The sequence below is a fragment of the Geodermatophilus bullaregiensis genome (assembly GCF_016907675.1).
Classification (GTDB): domain Bacteria; phylum Actinomycetota; class Actinomycetes; order Mycobacteriales; family Geodermatophilaceae; genus Geodermatophilus; species Geodermatophilus bullaregiensis.
Map to the genome: position 1 here is coordinate 4,841,649 of NZ_JAFBCJ010000001.1, position 18,608 is coordinate 4,860,256.

Sequence of the window (18,608 nt, forward strand, 5' to 3'; positions counted from 1 at the left end):
TGCTCCCGCCTGATCCTGGAGCGACGTGAGCGAGCACGAAGGACCGACGCCGGACCTGCGGCTGCAGGTGCTCGAGCGCCTCGTCGGTCTGGTCCTCCCCGAGCCCGACCTGTCGTCCGTGCTGCAGACGACCGCGGAGCTCACCGCGGAGATCGTGCCCGAGCACACCGACGTGTCCGTGACGGTGCTCACCGACCGCCGTCCGGCGACCGTGGCCAGCACGGGTCCGCTGTCGCGCCTCCTCGACGAGCACCAGTACGCGCACGACGAGGGGCCGTGTCTGGTGGCGGCGCGCGACGCCGAGGAGGTCGAGGTCACCGACCTGCGCACCGACGGGCGCTGGCCGGCGTACCGGGCGTCCGCGGTGGACGTCGGGTCCCTGAGTTCGCTGTCGGTACCGCTCGTCCTCCCGTCGGACGGCGGCGGCGCGGCGCTCAACGTCTACGCCCGCGAGGCGGGTGCCTTCGACGCCGGCAGTCGCGCGAGCGTGCGCTGGATGGCCACCACCGCGGGCGCGGCGGTGGCCACCGCGCGGGCGCTCGACGAGGCCCGCCGGGTGGCCGCCGAGCTGGAGGCCGCCATGGCCTCCCGGGCGGTCATCGAGCAGGCGAAGGGCATCCTGATCGAGCGGCACCGGCTCACTCCCGAGCAGGCCTTCGCCCGGCTGGCCGAGGTCTCGATGCACACCAACCGCAAGGTCCGCGACATCGCCGCCGACCTGGTGCGAACCGGCGAGTTGCCGGGTAGGCGCTAGGCGGCCCGCCGGCCGGCGTCCCCTGCGGCGCCGGCAACCGATGCAGGGGCCCGGACCGCCGGCGGTCCGGTCAACCCCAGGCCCGGTGGTCGAGCACACGGCCACCGGGCCGCCCTCGGGGCCGGGGAGGCCGGGACACCGGCCCCGCCAGTCAGACCTCCTCGACGGGGAACGTGCGCGACGGCGACACGAACTCCTCCTGCGCGGCCACCAGCAGGACCTCCCGCGACCCGGCCTCCTCGGTGCGCCGCAGCAGCCCCCAGACGCTCGCGGCGGCCCGGCCCAGCGCCTCGCCGGCCGAGCGGGTCTCCAGCCAGTGCGCCAGGAACAGCGCCGCGATGGCGTCACCGGCGCCGTTGACCGCCACCGACAGCCGTGGCGTGCGCACCCGGAAGTGCCGGCCGCCCTCGGAGGCGAGCAGGTCGACGGCGTCGTCGGGGGTGTCCTCGGCGACCAGCGACGTCGTCAGCACGACCCGGGGGCCCAGCCCCTGCACCGCCGCGACGGCGCCCTTCACCTCGTCGAGCGACCGCGTCGTCGTCTGCGCCAGCAGGTCGAGCTCGTAGTGGTTGGGGGTGACCAGGTCGGCGGCGGGGACGGCGACCTCCCGCATGAGCTCCTCGATGCCGGGCCGGACGAAGACGCCGCGGCCGACGTCGCCGATGACCGGGTCGCAGCAGTAGACGGCGTCGGGGTTGGCCGCCCGCACCCGGCCCACGGTGCCGACGACGGCGTGGCCGATGTCGGCCGACCCGAGGTACCCGGACAGGACGGCGTCGGCGGTGCCGAGCACGCCCCGGTCGGCGATGCCGTCGACGACCTCCTCCACCGCCTGCCCGTCGAAGACCCGCCCGGTCCACGCGCCGTAGCCGGTGTGGTTGGAGAACTGGACGGTGTGCACCGGCCAGACCTCGACGCCGAGGCGCTGCAGCGGGAAGACCGCCGAGGAGTTCCCCACGTGCCCGTAGGCGACGTGCGACTGGATGGAGAGGACGTTCACCACGGCCGTCACCGTGCCACGAGACCCGGCGGCACCGCGCGAGGGGCGCGGTCGGGCCAGGCGACGACGAGGACGTGCGGCAGCGTGGGCGCGGCCAGCAGCGGCAGGGCGGTGGCGAGCAGGTCGCGCTCCCCGTCCGGGCGGGGACCAGGCGGTCGACGGCGCCGTGCGGCAGGCCGGCCGGCGGCCAGCGGCAGCCAGGCCGGCCGGCCGGCCCCAGCCGCCGGGCACCAGCACCTCGACGGCGACCACCGCGCCCGCGGCGGTGAGGGAGACGGCCGTGGCCGCACGGGCCGGGACGGCCACCCGCGGGTCGCTCGCGGGCACCCCTCCCCGGTGGCGGAGCGGCAGGCGCACGGTCAGCCCGGGTCGGGCGCCTGCCGGGTCGCGCCGTGCGCGCCGTCGTGCCCGGGCTCGTCGTGGTGGTGGTCGCGCCCGTGGTGGTCGTGCCCGTGGTGGTCGTGCCCGCCGCGCAGGGTGGCCGCGGCCGAGGAGGACACCCGGTCCAGTTCCGGCAGCACGCCGTCGCTCTCGTGCACGTTGCTCACCCAGACCGGCTCGGGGTGGGTGTCGACGCCGGCGCGCACGTCCTCGGCGGTCCGCAGGACGGCGACCTTGTGCACGAGCAGCCCGAAGCCGACCTTGGCGATGACGTCGGCGGTCGAGTACGCCACCTGCACCGTGGCGGACCAGGCGGGGGTGACGTCGACGAACACGGGGATCGCGTACACCAGCGGGTACACGCCGAAGCTGCTCAGCAGCACGATCGTGGCGTTGCGCAGGCTGACCGCCGCCTCGCGGCCCATGTGCGGCAGGGAGGCGCGCACCGCCCCGATCAGCGCCACGCAGAGGTAGGCGAAGAACGCCGTGCTGACCAGGCCCCAGACGACCAGTGCGGTCCGGTCCCGGCCGTCGGCGACCACCTGGGCGCCGAGGTAGCCGGTGAGGATCATCAGGAAGGCCGCGGCCATGGCGCTGGCCCGCAGGTTCCGCGCCCGCGACCCGGCCAGGGAGCACACCGCGAGCAGCTCCACGGTCAGCAGCGGGACGGTGACCGCCCAGTCGGGATAGCGGGTGGAGCCGGTGAACCGGGCCTCGGCGTTGGGCCGGTAGAGGCCGTCCTGCAGGTCGAAGCCGGTGTCCCACTTGAGGAAGAGCACGAGGTAGGACACGGTCGCGACCGCGGCGAGGCAGAGCCCGGCGTACACGGCCGGCCGGTAGCGGCGGCCGACCTCCTCCCTGCTCGCCCAGGAGTACAGGAAGTAGGCCAGCAGGCTGAAGCCGGCGGCCATGAGCGCGAAGTGCACCAGGTCGTAGAGGCCCAGCGACATGGTCTGCAGCTCGGGTGTCGGGGTGTCGACGACGTCCACGGGACCTCCGGAGGTCGGCAGCAGTGCAGGACCCGGGTCCGGCCCCGGCGGGTCCGCTACCCGGTCGTGCGCGACCGAACCGGGCGGTCGTGGCCGGTGCACACCGGTCGCGGGGTGGCCGTCGTCCCTCGTGGCCCGAGGACCGTCGACGTGTTCCGACTGTCCGGCCCGCTGCGCAGTCGAGGAGGACGACGATGGCGCGGATCGACCGCACCGCCGAGCCGTCGGGCACGCGGACGCCGACGGGCCGGGGGAGACCTGGCCGACCCGCGTCGACTCCCACGGACGACGTCGGACCTGCTCCGCCGGCGCCCCGAGCCCGGCCTGCTGCTGCTGGCCGACCTGCGGCACGTGCACCGCGAGGCCGCCGGCGTCTCCCTGGACCGGGAGCTGTCGGCCCGGGCCGCGCAGGGGGCGAGGAGGCGCGACCTGTTCGAGCTGGCGGAGCGGTGCCAGCCGGACGCGCTGCGGCGGATGCGCTGGGCCGACGCCGAGCTCGAGGAGTCGGCGATCCAGGCCCTGGTGAGCTGAGGCGGGTCGTCGGCCGGGGTTCGGCCGCCGCCGGGCCGGGCAGGACCGGCCCGTGAGCACGCGCATCGGGCTGGTGGGAGCCGGGTTCGTCGCCGCCGTCCGCGGGGACGGCGACGACGTCCGGGCGCCCTGCGCCGGGGTGCTGCGCACCCCCCGGCTGGCGGTGGCGGTCGCGCGGGCGGCGGCCGACGGTGGCACGGTGTCGCTGTGAGGCCGGTGCGCACGATCGGTGTCGTCGCCCCGGGGCGGCCGGAGGTCCTCGACGACACCGACGCCGAGCCCGGTCCCGGGCAGGTGTGGGTGGACACCGAGTTCAGCGGCGTCAGCGCCGGCACCGAGGTGGCGCTGGTGCGCGGCACCGACCCGCACCACCGGCTGCACTGGGACGCCGACCTGCGCTCGTTCGGCGACGGACCGACCGCCGGCTACCCCGTCCGCACCCTCGGGTACATGGAGGTCGGGCGGGTCACCGAGAGCCGCAGCCCCGGCCTGGCCGAGGGGACCCGCGTGGCCACGGCCCACGGCCACCGCACCGGGTGCTGCGCGGACCCGTCGGTCAGGCCGGTCGTCCCGGTGCCCGACGACCTCGACCCGCTGCTCGGCGTCTACCTCGCCCAGATGGGCCCGATCTGCGTCAACGGACTGCTGCACGCCACCGCGCAGTTCGCCGGCCCCGGCGGCGGGGTCGGCGACGGCGTCCGCGACCGGCACGTGCTGGTCACCGGCGCCGGCGTCATCGGGCTGCTGTCGGCGCTGCTCGCCGTCCGGCACGGCGCGGCCGACGTCGTCGTCGCCGAGCCCTCGGCGCGGCGGCGCTCGGTCGCCGGGTCGCTGGGGCTGGCCACGGTGGACGACGACGGCGGCGCGTGGGAGGCGGTCAAGCTGCGGTGGCGGCACGCGCCGGGCGACGCCGGTGCCGACGTCGTCCTGCAGTGCCGGGGGCACGACGCGGCGCTGGCCACCGGTCTCAAGGCGCTGCGGCCGCAGGGCGTCGTCGTCGACCTGGGCTTCTACCAGGCCGGCGCGGAGACGGTCCGGCTCGGCGAGGAGTTCCACCACAACGGCCTGTCGGTCGTCTGCGCGCAGATCAGCCGGGTGCCGCGCGGCATGGCCGGGGCCTGGCCGCGGACGGCGCTGGCCGACGTCACGCTCGACCTGCTGCGCGAGCGCGGCGACGACGTCCGCCGGCACCTGGTCACCGACGTCGTCCCGTTCGAGGACGGCCCGGCGCTGCTGGCCGACCTCGCCGGCCGCCGGCTGCCCTCGCCGCCGCTGCAGGCCGTCCTGCGGTTCTGACGCCGCGTCCGTGCCGCACCTCGGCGTGTCGCGCGGTGCGCCGCGTGCCGGCGGCGCGATCGGGCTTGTTCCGGATACGCCGTCGGCTGCATCCTTCCGGTGACGCCGCGGACGCCGGGGGACCGGGCTGCGCGGCGGCCTCGGAGGAGGGGCCGTCATGGGGTGGGCGTGGGCGCTGGTCGCGGTCGTCGGGTTCGCGGTGGAGATAGCACTGGTCATCGCGATGGCGCGGGGCAACACCGCGCGGTGGGAGCGTGACCACCGCGCCGCGCAGGCCGCGGTCCGGGCCCGGCACGAGGAGTCGCTGCGGCTCCGGGCGGCGGCGGTGGTGGCACGGGTGCCGCGGGTGCAGCACCGGCCGCTGCCGCACCTGCACGTGCCCCAGGTGCACCTGCCGCACCTGCACCTGCCGCACCTCCACCTCCCCTCGGGGGTGGTCGCGCGGCTGCCGCACCCGCACCTGCGCGGCGTCCTGCACCTGCCGCACCGCAACGGGCGCCCGGCCGCGCCCGCGGAGGACGCCGCCCCGGGGCCCGAGCCGGACGCGGTGAGCCCGGCCGAGGCACCGACCCCGGAGCAGGCCGCGCCGTAGCGCGCGCCCGGTGGGGAGGGCGGGCTCCTCGCTCAGCGGGCGAGGGAGCGGAACAGGTCGACGAGGCGGTCGGCGTGCGCGTCGAAGACGTGCCGCTCGCGGGCGGCCAGCGCGGCGGCCTGCCCGGCCCGGCCCGCCACCTCGCGGGCGAGGACGTCGGCGACGTCGTCGGCGCAGCGGTAGAGCAGTCCCGTCCCGTCCTGCCGCAGCACCCGCTCCACCGACACCAGCGACCCCGGGTTGGCCTGCTGCAGCAGCGGCAGCCCGGCGGCCAGCAGCACCGGCAGGCGGGCGGGGGAGTTGAGGTCGTCCCAGCTGGCCCGGCGCAGGTCGCCGCCGTTGGCGCTGTCGAAGCGGTGCAGCCAGCCGGCGTCGTGGCGGGACAGCTCGCGCACCCAGTCCTCCGGCCCGACCGCCGGGTGCACGTGCACGAACCCCGGCGCGCGGGCCAGCGCCTCCTCGAGCCAGCCGGTCCACGACCCCTTCGGCCCGGGCGCGCGCACCTGCCCGTACAGGTGGGTGTGCACGCCGCGGCCGGCCAGCGCGAGCACCCAGTCGAGGTCCAGCCCGGAGGGCCGGCCGACGACGGCGGCGTGCGGCTGCCCGTCGGCGTCCGACAGCTTCGGCGACAGCGGCGCGTCCAGCCAGTCGCGCTTGGGCAGGTCGCCGTCCAGGACGCCGAGCCGCGCGGGGTCCACCCGCCCGCGCAGCGCCAGCGCGAACCAGTCGCGCTCCTCCTCGGTGGCCAGCAGGCAGGCGTCGGCGCCGCACACCAGGTCGGCCAGCAGGGGCCACTCCCCGCGGACGACGCTGCGCTGCGGCGACTCCTTGAAGTGCCACACGAACGGCAGATCGCCGGACGCGGCGCGCACCGCGTGCGCGAACGGCACCGCCCGCCAGTTCAGCTGCGCCCACACGACGTCGGGCGCGAGTTCCCGCACCGCCTCGCGCCAGCGGTCGCGGTCGAGGTCGGGCACGGAGCCGAACGGCAGCGGCCCGACCGTCGCGTCCCCCAGCCCGTCCGCCGTCCACAGGCCGGTGAGGGAGTGCCCGCGCTCGGCCAGCGCGAGCACCCGCTCGGGGTTGAACGCCAGCTCGCCGACGACGAGCACCCGCAGCCCGTCGGCCGACGGCGGGTAGGACCGCTCCCGGAACCGCGCGTAGCGGGCGACCTCGTCGAGGTCGGTGCCGTCGGTGGAGACGACGCGCAGCGGCTCCCGCACGCGGTAGCGGGTGCGGAAGACGTTGGGACCCCCGTCGAAGGACTCGCGGATGGCCCGCGACCGCTGCCCGGGGTGCTGCGTCCACGCGCAGGTGACCCGGCCGGTGCCGGCCGTCGTCCCGCGGGCGGCGACCCGCGTCCACATCAGCCGGTCCAGGTCGTCGGTCTCCAGCTCGGCGCGCTCGGTCCACCGGTCGCCGGTGCGCCGGTGGGCCACCTGCACCAGCTGCGCGTACGGGGTGCCCACAGGCCGGTCCAGGTCGGCGCGGGCGAGCACCACCGCCGGGTCGTCCAGGCAGCCCAGCAGCGCGCCGAGGTGGCCGGGGTACCAGACGTCGTCGGCCGGCAGGTACGCGACGGCGGGTGCGGTGGTCGCGTCGAGCGCGGTGTTGAGCGCCGCGCCGAGGCCGCGGTTGTCCTCAATCCGGACCAGCCGCACCCGGGGGTCCGCGGGGACGACGGCGGCCACCGCGGCGGGGTCGGGCGAGCCGTCGTCGACGACCACCGCCTCCCACGCCGTCTCCTCCTGCGCGAGCAGCGACTCGAGCGCCCGGGGCAGGAAGGCGGCCTGGTCGTGCACGGGCACGAGGACGGCGACGCGGGCCGCCCGGCTCACGCGGCGGCCCGCACCTCGGCCGGCACGCCGAGCACCGCGTCGTAGACCCCGGCCACCCGCGCGGCCAACGCCGGCCAGGCGTAGTCGGCCGACCGCGCCCGCGCGCCGGCGGCGAGCCGCGCCCGCAGCGCCGGGTCGCCGGCGAGGGAGTCCAGCGCGGCGGCCAGCGCCCCGACGTCGCCGGGGGGCACGAGCAGCCCGGTCTCGCCGTGCCGCACCACCTCGGGGATCCCGCCGACGTCGCTGGCCACCACCGGCAGCCCGGCGGCCATCGCCTCGGTGAGCACCGACCCCATCTCCTCGTAGGCCGAGGGCAGCACCAGCACGTCGAGCGAGGCGAGCACGGCGGGCACCCGGCCGTGCTCGACGAACCCGGCCAGCGTGGTCCGCGCCGCGGCGGGGCCCTCGGCGGCCAGCCGCGCCACCAGCGCCCGGTCGGGTCCGTCGCCGACGACGACGAGCGAGGCCGGCCGGCACATCCGACCGAACGCGCGCACCAGCAGGTCGGCGCGCTTCTGCGGCGCCAGCCGCCCCACGTAGCCGATCCGCGGCCGTGCGATGCCGGGGAACACGTCGTCGGTGCCGCCGGTGAACAGCGCGGGGTCGTAGCCCGAGGGGATGGTCGACAGCCGTCCGGCGGGCACGCCGTCCGCGCGCAGGGCGGCGGCCGTGCGCCCGGTGAGGACGACGACGGCGTCGGCCCGCCGCAGCGTGCTGCGCTCGATCCACCCGCCCAGCGCCCGCAGCAGCCGCACCTTCGGGCCGCGGCCGGTCAGCGTGTGGCCGACGCTGCAGTGCACCGTGACCACCAGCGGGCAGCCGTGCACCCGCGCGGCGAGCCGGGCCAGCGGCAGGGTGGCGAGGTCCTCGCCCTGGTGGGCGTGCACGACGTCGACGGGCGCGGACCCCGCCCGGCGCCCGGCGCGCAGCACCGCGGTCAGCCCGGCCAGCGCCCACAGCTGGCGCAGCCGCGGCACCGGCAGACCGGTGCGGTGCACGCGGGCGCGGGCGCCCAGCGCGGTCGCGCCCCGCGGGCCGGCCAGCCGGGCGGTGACCACCGTCTGCTGCAGTCCCTGGGTGTCGAGGCAGCGGGTGAGCGTGGCGGTGTGGTTCTGCATCCCGCCGATCGGGTCGAAGCGCGCCGCCCGCCCGTCGAGCTCCCCGGCCAGGGAAGCCGGCTGCGCCCGCCGTCGCCGGGCCGCCGGCTCGAAGACGCTGCACAGGCGCAGCACGTGCGCGGGACCAGGGGGTGCGGCGGGGCGGGACACGCGGGGACCTCCGGCTCCAGGGGGGACCTGTAGTGCACCACGGGTCCCGCCGGCGCGCGGCCCAGGCGCTGTCCTGGGGTTATGCCGGCACGCGGGCGGGGCAGAGGGCGCTGGTGACCGCTCCGCTCGCCGACCCCGCCGTCCGCCGGGTCGCGCTCGTCCGGCTGCGCGTCGGGCTCGGCGACCTGCTGTGCACGGTGCCCGCGCTGCGCCGGCTGCGCGCGTCGCGGCCCGACGTCGAGGTCACCCTCGTCACCTTCGGCCGCACGGCCCCGGTGGTGGAGCGGCTCGGCGTCCCCGTCGCCCTGCTGCCCTTCCCCGGCGCCGAGGGCGTCCCCGACGGCCCGGTCGACGCCGCCGGCTGGGCGCCCTTCACCGCCGCCGCCCGGGAGCGCCGCTTCGACCTCGCGCTGCAGGCCTACGGCGACCGGCCCGCCGCCAACCGGGTCACCGCCGCACTCGGCGCCCGCCTGACCGGCGGCTTCGCACCCACCGGCTGGGACCCGCCGGCCGGCACCGGCGCGCTGCACCTGCGCTATCCGCTCCGGCTGCACGAGGCCGAGCGGCACGTCGCCCTCCTCGAGCACCTGGGGCTGCCCCCGGGCGGGGAGGCGGGGATGGGCTTCCCCGTCACCGCCGCCGACGAGGCCGAGCACGCGGCCACCCTCGCGGCGCACGGCCTCGAGCCCGGCCGGTACGCCGTCCTGCACCCCGGTGCCTCGGCGCCGACGCGCCGCTGGCCCGTCGAGCGCTACGCCGCGGTCGGCGACGCGCTGGCCGCCGACGGGCTGACCGTCGTCGTCACCGGGGTGCCCGCTGAGCGGGAGATCTCCGCCCGGGTGGTCGCCGGGATGCGGGCCCCGGCCGTCGACCTCACCGGCGCCACCAGCCTCGGCGGGCTGGCCGCGCTGCTGCGCGACAGCGCCGTGCTGGTCGGGAACGACACCGGCTCGGCGCACCTGGCCGCCGCGGTCGGCGCCCGGAGCGTGACCGTGTTCCTCCCCGGCGACCCGGTCCGCTGGGCGCACCGCGGTCCGCGGCACCGCGCGCTGACGCCGACGGTGGCCTGCGCGCCCTGCCCGCACCTGGCCTGCCCCATCGAGTTCCGCTGCGCGCTCACCGTCTCGCCGGCCGCCGTCGCCGGGGCCGCGCGGGAGCTGGTGGCCCCGTGAGGGTCTCCTTCGTGGCGGACTCCGACGCCTGGGGCGGGGCGGAGGTGTGGCTCACCCACCACCTGCGGCGGGCGGGCGGGTGCGGCGCGACGGCGTCGCTGGTGTGCGCCGAGCCGGTGGCGGCCGGCTTCGCGCGAGTGGGGGTCGAGCGTGCCGTCGTCCCGCTGACCCGGCACACCGCCGCGGCGCCGGCCACGCGGGCGGCGCTGTCCGCGCAGCGCCCCGACGTCGTGGTGGTCAACCTGGTCGACCCGGCGTCCAACGCCGCCGCGGTGGCCGCCGCACTCGACGTGGCGCCGGCGGTCGGCGTGCTGCACCTGGTGGGCGACACGCGAAGGGGGGAGGAGCGGGCCGCGCTGACCGCGCTGTACCGGCGGATGGCCGGCGTGCTCAGCCCGTCGACGCAGGGCCGCGAGCAGCTGCTCGCCGACCTCGGGCTCGACCCGGCGCGGGTGCACGTCGTCCCCAACGGCGCCGACGTGCCGCCCGACCCGGCCGGCCCGGCCGGCAACGCCGTCCCCCGGATCGGCGCCCTCGGCCGGCTCACGGCGCAGAAGGGCTTCGACGTGCTCCTCGCGGCCCTACGCCGGCTGGACGTGCCCTTCGACGCGGTGATCGGCGGAGCCGGCCGCGACGGCGAGGCGCTGCGCGTCGCGGCCGCGGGGCTGCCGGTCGACTTCCCCGGCTGGGTGGACGACGTGCGCGGGTTCCTCGCCGGCCTCGACGTCTTCGTGCTGTCCTCCCGCGTCGAGGCGCTGCCGCTGGTGCTGCTGGAGGCGATGGCCGAGGGCCTGCCGTGCGTGACCACGGACGTGGGTGAGGTCCGCCGGGCAGTGGGGGAGGACGCCGTGGTGGTCCCGGTCGAGGACCCCGGCGCGCTGGCCGCGGCGCTGCGCGGCCTGCTCGTCGACCCCGCCCGGCGGGCGGAGCTGGGCGCCCGCGCGCGAGCCCGGGCGGTGCGCGAGCTCGACGCCGGGCTGATGGCCGCCCGGACCTTCCGGGTGCTCTCCGGCGTGGCCGCCGCACCCCGCTAGGAGGCGGGGCCGCCCGTGGTGGGCAGCCCGTCGGCCACCCAGGCGCGGAACCCGCCGACGACGTCGCTCGCCTCGGCCAGGCCCAGCGAGCGCAACGCGTCGGCGGCCAGGCTGGACGTGTAGCCCTCCTGGCAGAGGACGACGACGTCGACGTCGTACCCGGTGGCCTCCGGCAGCCGCGCGTCGCTCTCCGGGTCGAAGCGCCACTCCAGGTGGTTGCGCTCGACGACCAGCGCGCCGGGCACCTCGCCGTCGGCCTCCCGCTGCGACTGGGGCCGGATGTCGACCAGCACCGCGCCGCCGGCCACCCGCCGCGCGGCCTCCGCGGGCGTCACCCGGGTGATCCGCGCGCGGGCCTCGGCCAGCAGCTCGTCGACGCTCCGCGCGCCGGGCGGGCGCTGCCCGGTCACCAGTCCACCCCGGCGCGCTCGCTGCCGAGGTGCCGCAGGCTGCCGCCGGCGAGCTCGTAGCGGTTCATCGTCGACAGGCCGGGGGTGTAGACGTGCACGCTCACGGCCGGGCGTGTGCCCCGGTTGGCGACCCGGTGCACGTGGTGCGGCCCGAACGGGCGCACCCGCCCGGCCCACAGCTCGGTGGCGGCCTCGCGGACCGCGCCCGGGCGACCGCCGACGACGTCCTCGGTGAGCACCCCGCCGACGACGGCGAACGCGCAGGCGGAGCCGCCGTGGTCGTGCAGCGGCGTGCCCTGGCCGGGCAGCCACGAGAGCAGCCACACCTGGGCGCCGGCGAGGTCGGCGTGCAGGGACGGGTCGAGCAGGTCGGCGGCGTCACCGGTCGGCAGCAGGCCGGTCCAGCGGCTGGGCTCCCGGTGCTCGACGCGGGGCAGCCAGCCGTCGGCGGCGGCGAGCAGCGCGGCGGCCAGCGCGGCGGCCGACGTGGCGCGGGCGGTGTTCCGGGCAGGGGACAGCAGCGAGGTCACGTGGGGGTTCTCCCGAGCAGGACGCGCCGGGTCCCGTCAGGGGCGGCACGGAGGGGTGGCGGTCGGTCGGTGCTCAGCCGGCCGGACACAGCGCGCTGGCCACCCGCACCAGGTCCACGGCGGACCGGCGGGTGAGCGTCGGGGTGGCAGCCACCCGGCCATGTGACCCCGGCACGGCATAGTGTGTCAAGTCGACCGGGTTGGTGCGTTTTGGCCGTCGCGTGCGGTGGGTCCCCGGCGAGGAGGAAGCGATGGGCGTCGGCCCCGCGTGCCTGGGCCGGTCAGCCGGGCAGGACGACGGTGCGCAGCTCGTGGGCGCCGTCGGCGCGGGTGGCCTCGTAGAACCAGCGCGCGCCGCCGCCCGGCAGCGCGACGACGTCGGCGTAGCGCAGCCCGTGCGGCGCGTGCGGGCTCTGCAGGTGGGGGCCGCCGGGCGCCGCGCGGAAGCCGCCCGCGCCGTCGGGCTCGGCCAGCCCGGTGCGCTCCTCCCAGTTCTCCTCCGCGGTGGCCCGGCCGTCGTAGAGCGCCCAGGTGCGGTCGCCGTCGAGCACGACGGTGCTGACGCGGACGCCGCGGGCGTCCCAGCTGCCGGGCGTGCCGGCCAGGGCGGTGCCGCGCCAGGTCCAGTCGACGCCGTCCGGGCTGGTGGCGTGCTCGGTGGTCATCCGGTCGGTGGCGTCGGGGTCCTCGAGCGGGTGCACCGAGGCCCACAGGTGCCACTGCTCGCCGTCCCAGCGGACGACGGGGTCCTTCGGCGCCTCGCGGTCGCTGCCGGGCAGCACGGTGCGCGGCTCGGCGGTGGCCAGCTCCGCGACCGTGGCGGCCTCGAGCAGGTCGACCCGCCAGTGCTTGGTGCCCGGCGTCGCGCAGCTGACGTAGAGCCGCCAGCGTCCCTCGGGCGTGTGCACCAGCGCCGGCCGCTCCAGCGACTCGGCGCCGAAGCGCTCCTTGCCCACGGCGAGGACCGGGTCGAAGCGCACGCCGTCGTCCGAGCGGGCCACCACGTTGCCGAACCCGCGGCCCTCACCCACCGGCCGGCGCAGGCGGTGGGCCAGCCACCACGTGCCGTCGACCAGCAGCACCGACGGGGCGCCGGCCCACGACCCGGGGCGCGGGTCCTCGGGCTCGACGACGACCTCGGCGTCGGCCCAGAAGCGGTCGGGTGCCGGGGGGCGGGGCACGGACGCGGTCACGCGGCAGCTCCGATCGGGAGAGGGGGTCGGCGGCTCCGCGACGGGGCAGCCCGGCCCCGTGTGTACACCGCCGTCGCGTGCGGCCGGTCCACAGGCAGGACCTCGTGAGGGCCGACGCAGACCGGCTGCCGCAGTTCGTCGTCGCCGGCGCGCCCAAGGCCGGGACGACGGCGCTGCACGCGGCACTGGCCACCCACCCCGGCCTGTACCTCTCGCCGGTCAAGGAGCCGAAGTACTACCTGACCGGCGGCCGGCCGCCGCCGCGCAGCGGCCAGCGCGGCCCCGGTGACGCGCACAGCGCCCGCGAGTGGGTCTGGCGGCGCGAGGACTACCTGCGGCTGTTCGACGGCGCGCCGGCGGGCGCGGTCCGCGGGGAGAGCACGCCGTTCTACCTGCACGACCGGGCGGCGCAGCGGCGGATGGTCGCCGACGTCCCGGGGATCAGGGTGGTCGCGATCGTGCGCGACCCGGTGGACCGTGCGTGGTCGAACTGGGTGCACCTGCGCGCCGACGGCCTGGAGCCCGAGGCCGACTTCGCCACCGCCGTCGAGCTGGAGGCGGAGCGGGTGGCCGACGGGTACGCGCCGTTCTGGCACTACCGGGGCCTCGGCCGCTACGGCGCGCAGTTGCGCGACCTGTACTCCCTCCTGCCGCGGGAGCAGGTGCTCGTGCTGCGCTACCGGCAGCTGGTCGACACCCCGCGCGAGACGCTCGACCGGGTCAGCTCCTTCCTCGGGGTCGAGCCCGGGGTGGCGCACACGGTGGCGCCGGAGAACGTCAAGCCGTACGTGGCCGACGGGGTCCGTCACCGGGTGCTGGCCCGGCTGGCCCGTTCCGGCGCCGCGCTGGGTGCCTACGCCCCGCCGCAGGTGTGGCGGCAGGTGTCGAGGCCGCTGGTGGCCGCACTGCATGCCGGCCGCGCGCCGCGGCCACCGATGTCGGTCGAGGTGCGCCGCGCCGTCCTCGCGCCGCTGCTGCCCGACATCGCGCTGCTCGAGGAGCTCACCGGTGAGTCCTTCGACGACTGGCGCCGCGACACCGGCCGCGGTGACTTCCGCTCCCGCCGTCCCGCTCCGGCCTGACGCCGCTCCGTCCGGTCGGTGCTCGGTCGCCGGCCGGTCCCCGCGGTCGGCGCCGTGGTCCGCGAGGCCGCCGTCGAGGGGTGCTGCGGATCCGTGGACACGGCTCTGACCTGGGGATTCACCGCGCACGGGTCCCGCGGGTCCGGTAGGCTTCGAACACCTGATCGAACCGGTGGGAGGTGTCGTGGACGAGCTGGCTGCCGTGCTGGACGCGCTCGCCTCCGATGACCTGCCGGCGGTGTCCGGCCCGCAGCTGCTCGAGCGGCTCCGGAGGCTGCTGGCCGCGCAGAACCGGCTGGCGGCCGAGGTGGCCCGCACCGTGCGGCAGGCCGAGCTGACCTCCGCCGCGGAGCACGACGGGCTGAAGACGATGGCGTCGTGGCTGCGCGGGCACGGGCACCTGTCGACGGGTGAGGCCGGGCGGGTGGTGGCCACCGGCCGCGCGCTGGAGCAGCTGCCGGCGGTGGCGGCCGCGTGCGCCGCCGGGGCGGTCACCGCCGGGCAGGCCGCGCTGCTCGCGCCGGTGGCCGAGCCGGGCAACCTGGCCCGCGCCGCCGCCCAGGACGTCGACCTGGCCGAGGTCGACGCCGCGCTGGCGGTTGCCGCGAGCCTGCAGACCCATCAGGAGCTGGCCGGCACGGTGCGCGGCTATCTGGACCGGCTCGATCCCGACGGGCCCGAGCCCGACCCGACCGAAGGACGCCGGCTGGTCATCGCCAAGCACGCCGACGGCGCCCTGAGCATCCGCGGGCAGCTCGATGCCGCCGGCGGGGAGAAGCTGCAGGCCGTCCTGGAGTCCGTCGTGCAGGCCGACCGGCCCGCCGGCGACGAGCGCAGCCGCGCCCATCGCCTCGGCGACGCGCTGGTGCAGCTGGCCGACAACGCTCTCGCGTCGGGGAGCCTGCCCACCCTGCGCGGACACAAGCCGCAGATCGCCGTGGTCATCGACCTGGCGGACCTGGCCGACCCCGGCACCGGACCCGGCGCCGCCCGGATGGGGTTCGGCGCGGTCATCTCCGCCGCCCGCGCCCGCTGGCTGGCCTGCGACGGCGCGGTCTCCCGCGTGGTGTTCGGCCCCGACGGCGCTCCGCTGGACCTGGGCCGCGAGCAGCGCCTGGCCGACCGGCCGGCCCCTCCGCAGGGGCCCGCCGCGAGCTCGCGAGTGGCGGGGGGCGGAGGGGTCCTTTCACTGGTGGTGCGAGGTGCACCACCTGGTGCACTGGCTCGACGGCGGTGGGACCAGCCTGGAGAACTCGGCGCTGCTGTGCGAACGGCACCACGCCAAGGTCCACCACGGCTTCCGCGTCGAACGACGACCGGACGGGCGATGGCGCACCTGGCGCCCCGACGGCACCGAGATCGTCACCGGCGCCGGCCTGCAACCGGCCGCCTGACGACACCGGGGCACCGACATGTGTGGCATTCGGCGGCGCCTACGCGGTGCTCGCCTACGTCGCCCGGGCCGCCGTCACCACCTACGGCGGGCTGTCGCCGGGCAGATGGTGCGCGGGCTCGCCTGGCCGAGACCACGCCGGGTCCGCTGATCATGGTGGTGCGGTTCGTCGCCTTCCTCGGCGCCTTCCGCGCCCCGGCGGCTTCGATCTGCTGTTCCGCCTCCGGTGGCCGGTGCTGCGCACGCTCGGCGTCTGCACCGTCCTCGGGCTGGCCGCCGGCCTGGCCGGGCTGCCGGTCGGGTGAGCGCGGGTGACCGGCGCCGGGCCGGGTAGGGCTCCTCTCCGGAGAGGCGCGCAGACCGCGTGCCGACGACGGGAGGGACCGACATGGCCATCGCCACCACCAACCCGGCCACCGGCGAGACGCTCAAGACCTACGAGCCGCTGTCGGACGAGGCCGTCGACGAGCGGCTCGACCGGGCGGTCGCCGCGTTCCGCTCCTACCGGCTGACCCGCCCCGAGGAGCGGGCCGGCTGGCTGCGCGCGGCTGCCGACGTCCTCGACGGCGACACCGACGCCGTCGCCGAGCTCATGGTCACCGAGATGGGCAAGACGCTGGCTGCGGCCAGGGCCGAGGTCGGCAAGTGCGCCAAGGGGCTGCGCTACTACGCCGAGCACGGCCCGGCGATGCTCGAGCCGCGGCCGGCCGACGCCGGGGCGGTGGGCGCCGAGGACGCCTACGTCGTCCACCAGCCGATCGGCGTGGTGCTCGCCGTCATGCCGTGGAACTTCCCGCTGTGGCAGGCCATGCGCTTCGCCGCGCCGGCGCTCATGGCCGGCAACGTCGGCCTGCTCAAGCACGCCAGCAACGTGCCGCAGACGGCGCTCTACATCGAGGAGCTGTTCCGCAAGGCCGGCTTCCCCGCCGACGTCTTCCAGACCCTGCTGATCGGCTCGGGGGCGATCGAGCGCGTGCTGCGCGACGACCGCGTCGCCGCCGCCACCCTGACCGGCAGCGCCCCGGCCGGGCAGTCGGTGGCCTCCATCGCCGGCGACGCGCTGAAGAAGACCGTGCTCGAGCTCGGCGGCAGCGACCCCTACATCGTCATGCCGTCGGCCGACCTCGACCGCGCCGCCGAGGTCGCCGTCACCGCCCGTTGCCAGAACAACGGGCAGAGCTGCATCGCGGCCAAGCGGTTCTTCGTGCACACCGACGTCGCCGAGGAGTTCACCCGCCTGTTCGCCGAGAAGCTCTCGGCGCTGGTCGTCGGCGACCCCATGGACGAGGCCACCCAGGTCGGCCCGCTGGCCACCGAGTCCGGCCGGGAGGACGTCGAGCGGTACGTGCAGGACGCAGTCGACAAGGGCGCCACCGTCGTCGCCGGGGGCAAGCGCCCCGACCGGCCGGGCTGGTTCTACGAGCCGACCCTGCTCACCGGGATCACGCCGGAGATGGACCTCTACGACGAGGAGGTCTTCGGCCCCGTCGCGGCGCTGTGGACGGTCTCCTCGCTCGAGGAGGCCATCGACATCGCCAACAGCCACCCCTACGGCCTGGGCAGCAACCTCTGGAGCGAGGACGCCGAGGAGCGGGCCACCTTCATCCGTGACGTCCAGGCGGGCATGGCCTTCGTCAACGGCATGGTCACCAGCTACCCCGAGCTGCCCTTCGGCGGGGTCAAGCAGAGCGGCTACGGCCGCGAGCTGACCGAGCTCGGCATGTACGAGTTCACCAACGCCAAGACGGTCTGGATCGGCCCGCGCAGCAGCGAGCAGGCGCAGGGCAACACCGCCAGCGCGTCGGAGTGAGCCCGTCCCCGCCCGGGCGCGCCGTTTCCCGGCGCGCCCGGGCGGGGTAGCGGACGACGCATCCGACCGGCCCCTGAGCAGCGGGGACGCCGGCGACGGTTCGACGTGGTGCCGTGCCCGCACGGGCGCGGGCACCCGGACAGGAGCACTCGTGACGACGACGACGGACAACCACTTCATCGCCCAGTCGGTGCACGACCTCGGCACCGCCCTGTGGTTCGGCGGCTCGGTCATGGGCATCGCCGGCGTCAACAAGTCCGGCAGCGACCTGACCGCGGGCATCGACAAGGTCCGGGTGGCCAGCTCCGCCTGGTCGCGGTTCCAGCCGGCGCAGTTCGGCGGCATCGCGGCCACGCTGGTCACCGGCCTGCAGCTGACGCGCAGCAACAAGCAGCGGCTGGCGCTGCAGAAGGGCTACGCGACGGTCGGCACCCTCAAGGCGGCGCTCACCGTGGCCGGTGCCGGCGCCACCGCGTACGCCGCCTACTCGGGCGCGCAGATCGGGAAGCTGGCCGAGCAGGCCGCCAGGGACGGGAGCCTGGAGGTCAAGGACGCGACACTGCCCTCGGCCGGCACCCCGGCGGAGATCGAGAAGTGGCAGGCCCGCCAGCGGGTCACCCAGGCCGCCGTCCCGGCGCTGGCCGGCGCGGTCATCGTGTGCAACGCCTGGCTCGTGCAGTCCTACCGCATCGGCTCGACGGTGAGGGGCCTGCTCGGGCGGCTGCTGCCGGACTGACGAGGACCCCTCTGCCCCACACAGCTCAGGCTCGCGGCGGGCCCCTGCAGGAGGGCCGCCCGTCCGCCACACCTCGCCGGGGGGCGCCCGGCCCCGGTCCCCGCGCACCGCGGGGGCCGGGGCCGGGTCACGTCCGCACCGCCACGCAGACCCACTGCCCGCCCGCGTCGCCCGGGCGGGACTCCAGCACGGTGACGGTCGTCGCCGCGGCGGCCACCGCCAGCCGGGCCGTCCCGTCGTCGCCGGGCCGGTCCGGCAGCGGGAGCAGCGGACCGGGCAGCGACACCTCGACCACGAAGCCGTCCGGGGTGGGCAGGGCGCGCAGCAGCCGCGGGCCGGCCGCCGCGGAGGACCGGGCGGCGTCGGCCACCAGGACCTCCGACACCAGCAGCACCACCTCGTCGACGACGGCGGCGGGACACCCGGCGGCCTCGGCCCGCGCCCGCACCCACGCCCGCGCCTCGGCCGGCCGCTCCACCTCGGTGGCCTCGCCGTCCCGCTCCCCGGCGACGTCCCCGTCGACGTCGTCTCCACTCTCGGTCACCGCACGACCACCCCTCCGGGCAGAACGAGTGGCTGCTCCGGGGGGTGCGGGAGGC

General features: G+C 77.3%; 20 protein-coding genes and 1 pseudogene. 12 read left to right on the top strand and 9 right to left on the bottom strand.

The features are described 5' to 3' along the window. The first annotated feature begins 25 nt into the window (after positions 1–25). Positions 26–754 (top strand): GAF and ANTAR domain-containing protein, encoded by a 729-nt coding sequence (locus tag JOD57_RS23225; protein ID WP_307824881.1) that lies wholly within the window; start codon positions 26–28, stop codon positions 752–754. A 151-nt stretch (positions 755–905) separates the two neighbouring features. On the opposite strand, the gene pdxY is transcribed toward JOD57_RS23225, so the two are convergent. After that, entirely contained in the window at positions 906–1,766 is an 861-nt protein-coding gene (gene pdxY, locus JOD57_RS23230; protein ID WP_307824882.1) for a pyridoxal kinase PdxY, read from the bottom strand. 347 nt (positions 1,767–2,113) lie between these two features. Further along, entirely contained in the window at positions 2,114–3,124 is a 1,011-nt protein-coding gene (locus JOD57_RS23235; RefSeq protein ID WP_307824883.1) for a bacteriorhodopsin, read from the bottom strand. Positions 3,125–3,274: 150 nt separating this feature from the next. Here JOD57_RS23235 and JOD57_RS23240 point away from each other — a divergent pair, with 150 nt between their 5' ends. The 4 genes from JOD57_RS23240 (at position 3,275) to JOD57_RS23255 (ending at position 5,543) form a co-directional block, all read left to right on the top strand. Then, entirely contained in the window at positions 3,275–3,655 is a 381-nt protein-coding gene (locus JOD57_RS23240) for a hypothetical protein (protein ID WP_204694190.1), read from the top strand. Positions 3,656–3,707: 52 nt separating this feature from the next. Beyond that, complete coding sequence (locus JOD57_RS23245; protein ID WP_239568756.1) at positions 3,708–3,866, top strand: hypothetical protein; 159 nt, start codon at positions 3,708–3,710, stop codon at positions 3,864–3,866. After that, positions 3,863–4,951 carry a zinc-binding dehydrogenase gene (locus tag JOD57_RS27120; RefSeq protein WP_204694191.1) on the top strand — a complete coding sequence of 363 codons (1,089 nt, stop codon included), beginning with the start codon at positions 3,863–3,865 and terminating at the stop codon, positions 4,949–4,951. The genes JOD57_RS23245 and JOD57_RS27120 overlap by 4 nt, the downstream gene beginning before the upstream one ends. A gap of 157 nt (positions 4,952–5,108) precedes the next feature. Next, the gene (locus JOD57_RS23255; RefSeq protein ID WP_204694192.1) at positions 5,109–5,543 is read left to right on the top strand and encodes a hypothetical protein; all 435 of its coding nucleotides are present in this window, start codon (positions 5,109–5,111) and stop codon (positions 5,541–5,543) included. Between the two features lie 32 nt (positions 5,544–5,575). Here the strand turns inward: JOD57_RS23255 and JOD57_RS23260 are convergent, their stop codons facing one another. Continuing rightward, on the bottom strand, positions 5,576–7,381 hold the full coding sequence (locus JOD57_RS23260; RefSeq protein ID WP_204694193.1) for a glycosyltransferase family 2 protein: 1,806 nt from the start codon (positions 7,379–7,381) through the stop codon (positions 5,576–5,578). Beyond that, a complete protein-coding gene (locus JOD57_RS23265) occupies positions 7,378–8,649 on the bottom strand; it encodes a glycosyltransferase (protein ID WP_204694194.1) in 1,272 nt (423 codons plus the stop codon). The genes JOD57_RS23260 and JOD57_RS23265 overlap by 4 nt, the downstream gene beginning before the upstream one ends. 113 nt (positions 8,650–8,762) lie before the next feature. On the opposite strand from JOD57_RS23265, the gene JOD57_RS23270 reads away from it, so the two are divergent. Both JOD57_RS23270 and JOD57_RS23275 read left to right on the top strand, forming a co-directional pair. After that, the gene (locus JOD57_RS23270) at positions 8,763–9,821 is read left to right on the top strand and encodes a glycosyltransferase family 9 protein (RefSeq protein WP_307824884.1); all 1,059 of its coding nucleotides are present in this window, start codon (positions 8,763–8,765) and stop codon (positions 9,819–9,821) included. Beyond that, on the top strand, positions 9,818–10,855 hold the full coding sequence (locus tag JOD57_RS23275; RefSeq protein WP_204694195.1) for a glycosyltransferase: 1,038 nt from the start codon (positions 9,818–9,820) through the stop codon (positions 10,853–10,855). Before JOD57_RS23270 ends, JOD57_RS23275 begins: the two co-directional genes overlap by 4 nt. Here JOD57_RS23275 and JOD57_RS23280 read toward each other — a convergent pair. The 4 genes from JOD57_RS23280 to JOD57_RS23290 all read right to left on the bottom strand — a co-directional run bounded on the left by JOD57_RS23280 (position 10,852) and on the right by JOD57_RS23290 (position 12,988). Next, a complete protein-coding gene (locus JOD57_RS23280; protein WP_204694196.1) occupies positions 10,852–11,265 on the bottom strand; it encodes a rhodanese-like domain-containing protein in 414 nt (137 codons plus the stop codon). The two genes, JOD57_RS23275 and JOD57_RS23280, sit on opposite strands and share 4 nt — an antisense overlap. Continuing rightward, complete coding sequence (locus tag JOD57_RS23285; protein WP_204694197.1) at positions 11,262–11,795, bottom strand: cysteine dioxygenase; 534 nt, start codon at positions 11,793–11,795, stop codon at positions 11,262–11,264. The genes JOD57_RS23280 and JOD57_RS23285 overlap by 4 nt, the downstream gene beginning before the upstream one ends. Positions 11,796–11,868: 73 nt before the next feature. After that, the gene (locus tag JOD57_RS27380; RefSeq protein ID WP_372440282.1) at positions 11,869–11,970 is read right to left on the bottom strand and encodes a putative leader peptide; all 102 of its coding nucleotides are present in this window, start codon (positions 11,968–11,970) and stop codon (positions 11,869–11,871) included. Positions 11,971–12,076: 106 nt separating this feature from the next. Next, positions 12,077–12,988 carry a glycoside hydrolase family protein gene (locus tag JOD57_RS23290; RefSeq protein ID WP_204694198.1) on the bottom strand — a complete coding sequence of 304 codons (912 nt, stop codon included), beginning with the start codon at positions 12,986–12,988 and terminating at the stop codon, positions 12,077–12,079. A 104-nt stretch (positions 12,989–13,092) separates the two neighbouring features. Here JOD57_RS23290 and JOD57_RS23295 point away from each other — a divergent pair, with 104 nt between their 5' ends. The 5 genes and pseudogenes from JOD57_RS23295 (at position 13,093) to JOD57_RS23315 (ending at position 18,009) form a co-directional block, all read left to right on the top strand. Continuing rightward, entirely contained in the window at positions 13,093–14,070 is a 978-nt protein-coding gene (locus JOD57_RS23295; protein WP_204694199.1) for a sulfotransferase family protein, read from the top strand. A gap of 319 nt (positions 14,071–14,389) precedes the next feature. Then, positions 14,390–15,133: pseudogene (locus JOD57_RS25845) on the top strand (DUF222 domain-containing protein); the annotation flags it as partial. A 151-nt stretch (positions 15,134–15,284) separates the two neighbouring features. Next, positions 15,285–15,464: a hypothetical protein gene (locus JOD57_RS25850; RefSeq protein WP_307824948.1), complete on the top strand. Its 180-nt coding sequence runs from the start codon at positions 15,285–15,287 to the stop codon at positions 15,462–15,464. Positions 15,465–15,851: 387 nt separating this feature from the next. Further along, positions 15,852–17,273 (top strand): NADP-dependent succinic semialdehyde dehydrogenase, encoded by a 1,422-nt coding sequence (locus JOD57_RS23310; protein ID WP_204694200.1) that lies wholly within the window; start codon positions 15,852–15,854, stop codon positions 17,271–17,273. Between the two features lie 151 nt (positions 17,274–17,424). Next, a complete protein-coding gene (locus JOD57_RS23315; RefSeq protein WP_204694201.1) occupies positions 17,425–18,009 on the top strand; it encodes a hypothetical protein in 585 nt (194 codons plus the stop codon). 127 nt (positions 18,010–18,136) lie between these two features. On the opposite strand, the gene JOD57_RS23320 is transcribed toward JOD57_RS23315, so the two are convergent. Beyond that, positions 18,137–18,553 (bottom strand): hypothetical protein, encoded by a 417-nt coding sequence (locus JOD57_RS23320; protein ID WP_204694202.1) that lies wholly within the window; start codon positions 18,551–18,553, stop codon positions 18,137–18,139. Between the last annotated feature and the right edge of the window lie 55 nt (positions 18,554–18,608).

Excerpts from the sequence above, each read along its gene's own strand:
- JOD57_RS23255 (WP_204694192.1), top strand. The coding sequence starts at position 5,109 with ATGGGGTGGGCGTGGGCGCTGGTCGCGGTCGTCGGGTTCGCGGTGGAG.
- JOD57_RS23310 (WP_204694200.1), top strand. The coding sequence starts at position 15,852 with ATGGCCATCGCCACCACCAACCCGGCCACCGGCGAGACGCTCAAGACC.